The organism is Chthonomonas sp., assembly GCF_035294165.1.
Classification (GTDB): Bacteria; Armatimonadota; Chthonomonadetes; order Chthonomonadales; family Chthonomonadaceae; genus Chthonomonas.
The window spans coordinates 1-10,484 of record NZ_DATGLN010000091.1 but is presented as its reverse complement, the minus strand read 5'-3'; the positions used below and the strand labels follow the sequence as shown (position 1 = coordinate 10,484).

Annotated in this window: 9 protein-coding genes and 1 CRISPR repeat array; of the genes, 4 read left to right on the top strand and 5 right to left on the bottom strand. The window is 56.5% G+C overall.

The genetic code is table 11. The annotated features are described in order from the left end of the window. From VKV29_RS04790 to mqnC, 3 genes are all read right to left on the bottom strand, one after another. Positions 1-900: hypothetical protein (locus VKV29_RS04790; RefSeq protein ID WP_324200161.1), on the bottom strand; the 900-nt coding region annotated here is incomplete at its 3' end. Next, positions 897-1,112, bottom strand: coding sequence for a DUF951 domain-containing protein (locus VKV29_RS04785; RefSeq protein ID WP_324200160.1), 216 nt, complete (start codon positions 1,110-1,112; stop codon positions 897-899). The genes VKV29_RS04790 and VKV29_RS04785, both read right to left, overlap by 4 nt. 46 nt (positions 1,113-1,158) lie before the next feature. Beyond that, positions 1,159-2,304: a cyclic dehypoxanthinyl futalosine synthase gene (gene mqnC / locus VKV29_RS04780; RefSeq protein ID WP_324200159.1), complete on the bottom strand. Its 1,146-nt coding sequence runs from the start codon at positions 2,302-2,304 to the stop codon at positions 1,159-1,161. 137 nt (positions 2,305-2,441) lie between these two features. Here mqnC and VKV29_RS04775 point away from each other — a divergent pair, with 137 nt between their 5' ends. From VKV29_RS04775 to VKV29_RS04760, 4 genes are all read left to right on the top strand, one after another. After that, entirely contained in the window at positions 2,442-2,780 is a 339-nt protein-coding gene (locus VKV29_RS04775) for a VOC family protein (RefSeq protein WP_324200158.1), read from the top strand. 601 nt (positions 2,781-3,381) lie between these two features. Then, positions 3,382-3,894 (top strand): chemotaxis protein CheW, encoded by a 513-nt coding sequence (locus VKV29_RS04770; RefSeq protein WP_324200157.1) that lies wholly within the window; start codon positions 3,382-3,384, stop codon positions 3,892-3,894. 34 nt (positions 3,895-3,928) lie between these two features. Beyond that, entirely contained in the window at positions 3,929-6,082 is a 2,154-nt protein-coding gene (locus VKV29_RS04765; RefSeq protein WP_324200156.1) for a chemotaxis protein CheA, read from the top strand. Next, on the top strand, positions 6,072-6,977 hold the full coding sequence (locus VKV29_RS04760; RefSeq protein ID WP_324200155.1) for an HDOD domain-containing protein: 906 nt from the start codon (positions 6,072-6,074) through the stop codon (positions 6,975-6,977). The genes VKV29_RS04765 and VKV29_RS04760 overlap by 11 nt, the downstream gene beginning before the upstream one ends. Before the next feature lie 146 nt (positions 6,978-7,123). On the opposite strand, the gene trmFO is transcribed toward VKV29_RS04760, so the two are convergent. Both trmFO and VKV29_RS04750 read right to left on the bottom strand, forming a co-directional pair. Next, the gene (trmFO, locus tag VKV29_RS04755) at positions 7,124-8,560 is read right to left on the bottom strand and encodes a methylenetetrahydrofolate--tRNA-(uracil(54)-C(5))-methyltransferase (FADH(2)-oxidizing) TrmFO (protein ID WP_324200154.1); all 1,437 of its coding nucleotides are present in this window, start codon (positions 8,558-8,560) and stop codon (positions 7,124-7,126) included. A 157-nt stretch (positions 8,561-8,717) separates the two neighbouring features. Continuing rightward, positions 8,718-8,852 (bottom strand): hypothetical protein, encoded by a 135-nt coding sequence (locus VKV29_RS04750; RefSeq protein WP_324200153.1) that lies wholly within the window; start codon positions 8,850-8,852, stop codon positions 8,718-8,720. A 69-nt stretch (positions 8,853-8,921) separates the two neighbouring features. Further along, positions 8,922-10,484: direct repeats of the CRISPR family, unit length 37 nt; unit sequence GTTTCAATCCCCACCAGCTCCGAAGAGCCGGTGATAC.

Here is a 10,484-nt window from a genome sequence, read left to right as displayed (position 1 = left end):
GCACAAGCTTTGTGCCTGTCCGACAATGAGAGAAGCAGCCCTAAGGCTTTGAATGCACTCCTCCGAATCGGAGGCATTCAAAAGGCGATGATAGTCCGCAGAGCCTTCATAGAGGATGTGACGCAGGCGATTGGCGGCGCTTGGCCTCTGTTTTGCGAACTGGTGCAGCCCCTCAAACGCATCGGAAAGCGCTTGCCGTAGGGCGCTTCGTTCGTCCGTAAATCGGTAGATAGCAAGCTCTCCCGAAGCAAGCCGATCGCGTTTCTCCACGATGCCGGCTCGTTTTAAAATCACCCCTTGAAGCCAGTGCAACTCAAGTCCCGGTGGGTTTTGCTCGGCGATGGTGCGAAGGGCTACCTGCGGTGGGATGATGGTAGAGAGCCTTTCGATTCGATAGATGCCTGCCGACAAAGGGGTGCTTAGACGGAGGTTTATCGGCTGCGTAGAGGTGTTTTGAACAAAGATGCCTAGCCCTTCCGAGGTAACGACGGCATAGGCCATAAGGGGAAGGGCGCCCTGCCCCAGAAAATCTTGCGATTTTCTGGGGCCCCCTATATCGGCCTTGAGGCCTGGCTTCGCCGAATTGGAGTTGACACGAAGGGCCACCGGGATGCCGTCCAATCGCCCCCACTCCCACCACATCCGACGGTTGCGAAACGCATTTGGAACCTGTTCGAGGCTTGCCTTGATCGTCTGGAGGAGATTGGGGTCTTGCGCTATCCGATGGGTGGGGTCTATGGCAATCTGCAAGTTGCTAGGGATGAGAAGATCGGGTGTTTGCGCGGTCGTTTGGGGTTGGGTGCCCAACAGCGCGGTTACTATCCCTCCTGCCAGCGAGGCACTAACCAGGGTATAGAGCCATCGTTTACTTTTTGGAAGGAGGAAAAAGCTACCGTTCATTGTTCCATCCTTTTCAGCTCTTCGGGGTTGAGCACCTTACGCACACGCCGCTCGAACTCCTCACGGGGCAGCATTACCCGCCGCCTACAGCGCAGGCACACGGCGGCAATATCGGCCCCCACGCGCGTTACCGTCCACAGGTCGCCTCCGCAGGGATGTTGTTTTCTTAGTTGAACGGTCATGCCCATCTTAATAGGAATGCGTTCGGGCATACCAGCCCTCCTTTAGGCTTCTCCTCGAAGCCGAGTAGGGTGTCACTCACGAAGACCGGTTCGCGAGCAGAGGAGACCCCTGCGGCACACCCAGCGGCAGAAGTTGGTACTGTGTGGTGCGACGCATCGGTTGGTAACCTGCCGTCCGAATCAAGCGCTCTATCTCCTCGATCGGCATAGTAAATGCGCAGCCGGCAGCCGATACCACGTTCTCTTCCATCATGGTGCTGCCGAAATCGTTGAGACCATAGCGCAGCGCGATCTGGGCGATCTTCGGCCCCTGAGTAACCCATGAGGCCTGCATATGGGGCACGTTATCGAGCATGAGCCGCGAGATGGCCACGGTGCGCAGATAGTCGAAGGCCGAAGCGCGCTCCATCGGCAGCTCCGTGCCCTCCGGTTGGAACGACCACGGGATGAAGGCCGTAAAGCCGCCTGTTTCATCCTGCAGTTCACGTACACGCAGCAGATGCTCGATACGATCCTCAACCGTCTCCACCGAGCCGTACATCATGGTGGCCGTGGTGCGCAGGCCGGCCCTATGGGCTTCGCGCATACAGTTTATCCACTCGTCCGCCGTGTCTTTATAGGGCGCGATGATCTCGCGCACGCGATCGGTAAGGATTTCGGCTCCGCCTCCGGGCACGCTATCAAGCCCTGCCGCTTTCAGACGCCGAAAAAGCTCTGCCAGAGAGATTTTACTGATTTTTGCGATATAGATAAGCTCGGCAGGAGAGAAGGCATGTAAGATGATGCCATAGGCACCGAAGCGCTCCTTAATGCTGGCCAAGAGGTCTTCATACCACTCCAACTTCAGCTTGGGGTTGAGACCTCCCTGCATAAGGATTTCGATGCCTCCTAAATCCACCATCTGCTGGATTTTCTCGAAAATCTGCTCCTTCGTAAGCACATACCCTTCCTCGTGCCCCGGGACCCGATAGAAGGCGCAAAACTTGCAGCGAACCCAGCAGACGTTGGTGTAGTTGATGTTGCGCCCCACGACGTAGGTAACGATGTGGTTAGTGGTGGGGTGCAGACGCTCGCGCACCACGTTGGCCAGATGCGCCAACTCGGGCAGGTGTGGGTAGTGGAAGAGCCAAAGGCCCTCCTCTGCCGTGAGGCGCTCTCCGGCGTAGACCTTTTCGGCAATGCTCTCTATAGAAAGAGGCGGTGTGGATTGCAGGGTTGGCATGAAACAAACTCCGTTATATCGCTCAACAGCTCATTATACCCGCAAAACACTGCTAGCCTTGCACGCTTTCCTTCCATGCAAAGCGCCTTCGCGAACACAGCCCTTCTCAAGACGTAATAGTAAGAGGAGGTACGTCCTTGAGTGAGTTACAATTTCATCATATAGCCCTTGAGGTGCCCCATATTGCAGAGGCGGTAGAGTGGTACAAAAACACGCTGCCCAACGTGCAGGTGCTATACCAAGATGAGACATGGGCTTTTATTGAGGTAGGCGGCGTGAAGATCGCCTTTGTTCTACCTTCTCAACATCCCTCGCATATCGCTTGGCGTGTGGGGGATGCAGAGTTGGAGCGACTGGCAAAACAGTTCGGTGCCACCATCAAAACGCACCGAGATCGTTCGCGTAGTTTCTACCTTAAAGCCCCAGGCGGTTTTCACATCGAGATCATCTCGCTAGATGAAAGCTCCCTCAAATAGCCTCTCCGTTATGGCACCTTTTTAGCTTCTCTGCCCCTTGCCCAGTTAGGAAGAGGGGCACCTCGCGGCCAGCGTCCTGGCGGAGGGCGTCAGCCCCGTTAGAGCTGGTGGGGACTGAAACTTAAGATTTCTCGCCTTCGGCTCGAAATGACGGGCGTAGCATCGGCCCCACCCCCACTCCCCTCAAGGCCGACACAGGGGTTCCCAGAAAATCTTGCGATTTTCTGGGGCAGGGCGTCCTCCACCTCCCCCAATTTGGGAGAGGGGCACCTCGCGGTGGACGCCTCAAGGCCGACGCCCTCCCCCTCAGCGGCCAGCACAGTTTCCATGATCGTCTATCTCACTGGCCGCTGTATTGCTGTCCGCGAGGACGGAAAGGTCGGGATAGGGGGTGAACAAGACAGACTTGTTCCATGAATTGGCTCTAGAACCGAAGCAATTGGCAGTTCCTGCAGCCCCACTCCCTACTCTCTCAAGGGTATCCTCTACAGCCCATCACCCTACCTCTCTCCCCAATAAGACACAAAAATTCTAAAGCTCCCTCTCACTTTTACCGAAAATAGCTTCGCAACAGCTAAAAGATAAGGGGGTTAAGCGAGCTTTGCCACTAACGACAGAGGGGAAGGGCATCGGCCTTGAAGCGGTGGAGCGCGAGTTGCAACTTGTTGCCTTTCGCCTTGCCAAAGAGACCTACGGCATTGATATTGCCGCCATCAACGAGATCATTCGTCCGCAAGAGGTTACCCACGTTCCACGATCTGCCGAAGACCTAGAGGGGATCATCAATTTACGCGGCAAAATTGTGCCCATCGTGAACCTACGGCGCCGTTTAGGGCTTCCAGAAAACGAAGATGCCCGAGACGGAGGAGGGACGTTGGCTTCGAGCCGGCGGGTTATCGTTGTGAACTACGATGGCAGTCTCGTGGGGCTTGAAGTGGATAGCGTTGTGGGCGTTCTGAGACTTCCTGAAACCCTCATCGAGAAACCTGCGGAGATGGTTGAATCGGTGGATTCAGAGTTTGTTCTGGGTGTGGGAAAGCATCAAGACGAGCTGATCATTCTCCTCAACGTAGAGACCGTGCTGAAACCCTCCGATGCCGCCGAACGGGCCTAATGACGGTTTCCATGCTAAGGAAAGAGGCTTTGCCATGAACGAGGAAATGCGTCCGTTCCTTCAAGTGTTCCTGCAAGAGGCCAATGAACAGATCGAGCTTTTAGAGCAGGACATCCTAAAACTCGAGCAGGAGTCCTCACCGGAACTGCTGCAGGAGATATTTCGTGCCGCCCATACCCTTAAGGGCGCGGCGCGTGCCATGGGCTATCAGGCCATGGGAGAGCTGACGCACGCCCTGGAAGACCTTTTCGATCTGCTAAGAAACCGCCAGATCGAGGTCACACCCGAACTCGTTGACGCGCTCTTTCAAGGGCTGGACGCTCTCAAGGCGATGCTCGGCGATATTGCCGATTCGGGCACAACCCAACAAGACACATCGGCGTTCACCGCCCAACTGCGCGCCGTAGCCCGTTGTGAGGCCTCCACAACCGTTTCTCCTCAACATCCAACCAGCGAAGGAGAGGAACTCGCTCTTTCCGAAAGCACCCTAGAGGCGTGTCAACAGGCGCTTGCCACCGGCCATGCGTTGTATCGTATTGACGTTTTCGTCGCTCCCGACTCCATGTTAAAGTCGGTTCGGGCCTTGATGGCACTACAGGGGTTGGAAACTGTTGGTGCCGTGCTACACACCCGGCCGGACGAAGAAGCTTTAGAGAACGAACGCTTTGAGACAAGCTTCACCGTTTTGGTGGCTACCACCCAAACTGTGGAGAGGCTGCGTACCGAAGTGGAGCGCATTAGCGAGATAACCGAAGTGCGCATAGCGCCGTGGATGCCGCCCACCTCTGCCCAATCGCAAACAGCAGCAGAGCACCCACACCTTAACGACACAGAAGTTCAGGCAACCTGTCGAGAAGTGCCGCCAAAAGAAAGCGGTACACAGACGGCAGCCTCTCCTCAACCGCAGACGGTTCGGGTAGATGTAAGCCGCCTCGATAACCTGATGAACCTTATAGGCGAGCTTGTAATTGACCGCACGCGCATTGCCCAACTCTGCGCCCAAATAGGGCATCAGTTGGGAAACGATGCCACGGTGGAACACCTACAGGAGGTCGCCGTGCATATCGCCCGCATCACCGACCAGCTTCAGGACGAGGTGATGAAGGCGCGTATGCTGCCTATCGAGAATGTGTTCAATCGCTTTCCCCGCATGATGCGCGACCTTGCCAAGCGCCTCAATAAGGAGTTTCAGTTTGAGATTGAAGGGAAAGAGACCGAACTTGATCGATCCGTTATTGAAGCCATTGGCGACCCCCTCATTCACATGTTGCGCAACAGCGTGGACCACGGCATTGAGCCACCGGAGGAGCGAGAGCGTTTAGGGAAGCCCCGCTCCGGCACCGTTTGGTTGCGTGCGCGACACCAAGAGAACCACATTATCATTGAAGTGGAAGACGACGGTCGCGGCATAGACCCAGCCAAGATGCGTGAGGCCGCCGTTAAAAAAGGCCTGATGTCTCGCGAGGCCGCCCATCGTCTTTCCGACCGAGAGGCTATTAACCTTATCTTTGCCTCCGGCTTTTCCACCGCGCAGCAGGTATCGGATGTATCGGGGCGAGGGGTAGGTATGGACATCGTGCGCAGCAACCTGCAACGCCTAGGGGCCACCATAGATATCGAAAGCTGGGTTGGCAAAGGCACGCGGTTTTGCATTCGCCTGCCGCTCACTTTGGCCATCATCCGAAGCCTATTGGTGCGCGTGGGAGAGGCCGTATATGCCATCCCGCTCAACTCTGTGGCCGAAACCTTAAGGGTTGCCCCCAGAAGCGTGCGCTCGGTGCGCCGCCAACCCACTATTCTGCTGCGCGGGGAGACGTTGTGTTTGGCCCATCTTCAAAGCCTCCTGCCCGTTCACGCCAAGCAATCGCCCAAAGCCCTCGCCGTCGTGAGGTCGGAGTCCATGCACCAGTTGCAAAGGAAGGAGGGCGCCGTGCACAGCACCGTCGGCCTTGAAGCCCTGAATGTGGTCGTTGTAGGCCTTGAACGTGAACGGATGGGCCTTATTGTGGACAGCTTTATTGGAGAACAAGAGATCGTTATAAAAACGCTTGGCAAGTTCATCGGAGATGTTCAAGGAGTATCCGGCGCCACCATTCTAGGGGATGGACGTATGGCCCTTATTCTTGATGTTGAAGGCATATTGAACCTTGCCAACCACAAGAGAGGAGTGAAAGCGCATGCCGCCTGAAATCAAATCTGTACGTATTGATCGTAATGTTTTTCAGCAGACATTGGAGAAGAAACTCTCCGATCTACCGCCCCTGCCGGCCGTAGTGAGCAAGATTCTACAGACCGTCAACGACCCCAACTCGTCGGCTGAAGAGCTGAACCGGCTTATCTCTATGGATCAGGGGTTGGCCTCGAAGATTCTGCGTATTGTTAACTCGGCCTACTACGGGTTTCCGAAACGGATCAGCACGTTAACCCATGCGGTGGTCATCTTGGGCTATAACACGGTACGGAACCTGGTGTTGGGCGTTTCCGCCTTCGGGCAACTCAATCAGAAATCCATGCCCTATGGTCTAAACCGCACGGCTTTTTGGGAGCATTCGGTCGCCACGGCGGTGGCCTCCTGTGTGGTGGCCCAACAGCGTCTGCCCCGCACCCGCAACGCTAAGGAAGAGAGCTTTATCGGCGGGTTGCTACACGACATCGGGGCGCTGTTTCTCGATAGCTACTTCCCCGTTCAGTACGCCGTCACCATGGCCTTCGCCGCTCGCGAGAAGAAGACCTCGGACGAGGCGGAGAGCATGGTTTTAGGCATTGACCATCTCACGGTTGGGCGCCGCATTGCCGAGCATTGGAACTTTCCTTCGCACCTTGTGGCCATGATCGGCGAGCACCACCGCCCAACGTTAAGAAGCGAGCACTTTGACCTTGTGGCTGCCGTCCATGCCGGTGATATTCTGGCATGGGAGTGCGGCTATGTGGCTTCGGAACATACGCAGCCGCATGCCCTGCACCCCGATGTGCAGGAATGGCTCAACTGCACGCCCGAGCAGTGGGAGCAGATGAAAGCCCAGACGAAGCAGCTTTTCGAGGCCAGCACAGCCCTCTTGCAGGTAATGAAGGAGCGTCGCTAAGAGGGCCATCGCCCTTGAGGGAAAGGGGTGGGGCTTATAGGGGGTAGGCACAAGGCCTACCCCCTATGCGTTAAACCGGCCTTGAGGGATGGGGGCTTGATGAGAAAAGGGTCCGTTGCGGTTAGTTTCCGAAGGAAAGGTTACTATTATTCGGCCTCAAGCTGTTTCACAAATCCAGACATCGCTTCAAGGGCACGTTCTGCCTTAAGGCGTGCTTTTTCGCGTTTATCTCGCACCGTCAGGCCTTGCAGCTCAGGCACAAGGCCCCAATTGGCGTTCATAGGGGCGAAATGTTTGGGGTCGGCCTCTACCAGATAGTGGCAAAGGGCACCTAGAACGGTCACTTTGGGCGGCACTGTGGGTGATAAACCTTTCAGCCATCGTAGGGCATTGATGCCGGCAATCATCCCAATGGCAGCCGACTCGAGGTAGCCTTCCACGCCGGTGATCTGGCCGGCCAAGAAGATGCCTGGGTGCTTCTTCAATTCGCAGTGGGCGGTAAGTACCAATGGTGCATTCACGTAGGTGTTACGGTGCATAACACCGTAGCGCACGAACTCGGCGTTCTCAAGGGCGGGGATCATGCGGAAGACGCGCTTCTGCTCGCTCCATTTCAAACGGGTTTGAAACCCCACCAATCCCCACAGGGTGCCCTCGCGATTCTCCTGACGCAACTGCACCACGGCGTAGGGGCGCTTTCCGGTGCGTGGATCAATCAACCCTATCGGCTTCATGGGGCCGTAGAGGAGGGTTCGAGGCCCGCGTCGCGCCAGTTCCTCGATGGGCACACACATTTCGAAGAACACCATCTTCTCTGCCGGCTCGGTCTGTTCAAAATCGTGCAGAGGGGCCAATTCCGCATGGCAAAGCGCCTCCCAAAAGGCCATGTACTCTTCTTTTGTGAGGGGGCAATTCAGATAGTCGGCGCTTATTGTCAAGGCCGAAGCCATCCCCCTCGCTTCGAGTGCGCTTTCAGTATCTATTTCAAGGCCACCTCCTTTATCGGCAGCACCGGCCTCTTCTTGCCGAGGACCGCGTCCGCGTCGTGAGGCACGAAACAGACGACTGGTGTCCAGGCTTTCGCCGAGCACGGTGGGGGCGACCGCATCGTAGAAGGAGAGGGCGATGTTGTCTGTAAGGCGTCTCAGTTCCTGCGCCAATGCATCGGAGGTAAGGGGGCCGGTGGCGATAATCAGCGGGCGCGCTTCGGGCAGTTGCGTTACCTCCTCACGAATGACGGTGATATTGGGGTGACTTTCGATGACGGAGGTGACCTCGCCGGCGAAGCGCTCTCGGTCTACGGCCAGGGCTTCGCCGGCGGGCACTGCGTGGCGTTGGGCGATGGGCAGAATGAGCGAGCCTAGTCGGCGCATCTCCTCTTTAAGCACGCCGCTGGCGTTGGTCAGCAGGGTAGATTTAAAGGAGTTGGAGCACACCAATTCGGCCAGGTCGGCGGTGCGGTGGACGGGTGTTTGGCGTTTGGGTCGCATTTCATAGAGGCGCACTTTGGCACCGCGCTGTGCACACGCCCAGGCCGCCTCTACTCCGGCGAATCCTCCCCCGACGATGGTTATCGTCTCCATTCTGCGTTGCGCTCCGTTTTTGGCTGTTCTTATCGGCTTTAGATGCAATGGTCAGCGGCTTCAAAGAGCCGGTGTAGCCGTGTTTGTTATTATACCAATACGGTGCGCCTAGGTAGGGATGCGCCAAAGTTTTGCTCAAATTGTCATTCCTACCAGCTCAGGGGGGTGGGCGTCGGCTTTGAGAGAGAGCGCTGCGCGCAGCACCGTAGGCCTTGAGGGGGAGGGCGCCGGCCGTGAGCGCAGCACCGTTGGCCTTGAAGAGCTGGTGCGATAGACGCCTGCCATTTCTCATGAAATAGACGCCTGCCATTTCGAGCCGATGATACACCTGTCATTTCGAGCCGAAGGCGAGAAATCTTGAGTTTCAATCCCCACCAGCTCCGAAGAGCCGGTGATACCTGGAGAGTTATCCTGATTTTGTAGTCAGTTCGAGTTTCAATCCCCACCAGCTCCGAAGAGCCGGTGATACGAAGGCAAGATTTATCTCTATCGGCCTTGCGCCGAAGGTTTCAATCCCCACCAGCTCCGAAGAGCCGGTGATACTAGTCGCCCACAGAGGCCGACTGGCCGAAATGGCGGTAGTTTCAATCCCCACCAGCTCCGAAGAGCCGGTGATACCGCCCGGTTTTTCCTCCTCCTCTGTCTTTTTGCTAGTTTCAATCCCCACCAGCTCCGAAGAGCCGGTGATACATCCACCCGTATACATTCATTATGTCTTGCTATCGCCGGGTTTCAATCCCCACCAGCTCCGAAGAGCCGGTGATACAGGCACTTCGAGGGCTTGACGGGGCCGGCTCTAAGGAGGTTTCAATCCCCACCAGCTCCGAAGAGCCGGTGATACAGTGAGAATTTCGCACTGTGCGTCTTCCCACCATGTTTCAATCCCCACCAGCTCCGAAGAGCCGGTGATACGTTCCAAAAGTTGGGCGCGCAGTATGCTCTGTCCGTTTCAATCCCCACCAGCTCCGAAGAGCCGGTGATACCCGGAGCATACACACCTCTCTTTTGATACAGTGGAGGTTTCAATCCCCACCAGCTCCGAAGAGCCGGTGATACGTCCGTACGTCACCGACTTTTGGTGCGGTCACCGGTTTCAATCCCCACCAGCTCCGAAGAGCCGGTGATACGGGCAGATGCCTTCGAGGCAGAAATCTCGGGTTTTGGTTTCAATCCCCACCAGCTCCGAAGAGCCGGTGATACGTTCTCCGGTGCAGTATTGCCGGAGATAAAGGAGGAGTTTCAATCCCCACCAGCTCCGAAGAGCCGGTGATACCACTCTCCCCTATCTCGAATTTGCTCTAGTTTGCTCGTTTCAATCCCCACCAGCTCCGAAGAGCCGGTGATACTCAAGGGAAGCTCGATCCTCCGGATAGAGGTGGGGGGTTTCAATCCCCACCAGCTCCGAAGAGCCGGTGATACATACTGAAAACCTGCAGCGGGAGGCCCTTCGGGGCCTCGTTTCAATCCCCACCAGCTCCGAAGAGCCGGTGATACGAGCAATTGAAGCTCGAAGCCAGCGAGGTCAAGTTTCAATCCCCACCAGCTCCGAAGAGCCGGTGATACGCCCCTTGAGTGGCCAATCGAGCGCAAGGGAGAGCAGTTTCAATCCCCACCAGCTCCGAAGAGCCGGTGATACATCAGTTAGGAACGCAATGGCTTCCGCGCATCCTGTTTCAATCCCCACCAGCTCCGAAGAGCCGGTGATACGAGCTGCACGCCGTATGGCACTGCTGCCTCGGCGTTAGTTTCAATCCCCACCAGCTCCGAAGAGCCGGTGATACCCATAATTTATGCCCAAGCGGGTAATTTGGGGCTAAGTTTCAATCCCCACCAGCTCCGAAGAGCCGGTGATACATGCCTTCCTCCTCAAGAGTGAGGAGGAGTGGCGTTTCAATCCCCACCAGCTCCGAAGAGCCGGTGATAC

Bases quoted from the DNA above. Each gene is read 5' to 3' on its own strand.
- mqnC (WP_324200159.1), bottom strand. From the start codon at position 2,304: ATGCCAACCCTGCAATCCACACCGCCTCTTTCTATAGAGAGCATTGCC.
- VKV29_RS04765 (WP_324200156.1), top strand. From the start codon at position 3,929: ATGAACGAGGAAATGCGTCCGTTCCTTCAAGTGTTCCTGCAAGAGGCC.
- VKV29_RS04785 (WP_324200160.1), bottom strand. From the start codon at position 1,112: ATGCCCGAACGCATTCCTATTAAGATGGGCATGACCGTTCAACTAAGA.
- VKV29_RS04750 (WP_324200153.1), bottom strand. From the start codon at position 8,852: ATGAGAAATGGCAGGCGTCTATCGCACCAGCTCTTCAAGGCCAACGGT.
- VKV29_RS04760 (WP_324200155.1), top strand. From the start codon at position 6,072: ATGCCGCCTGAAATCAAATCTGTACGTATTGATCGTAATGTTTTTCAG.
- trmFO (WP_324200154.1), bottom strand. From the start codon at position 8,560: ATGGAGACGATAACCATCGTCGGGGGAGGATTCGCCGGAGTAGAGGCG.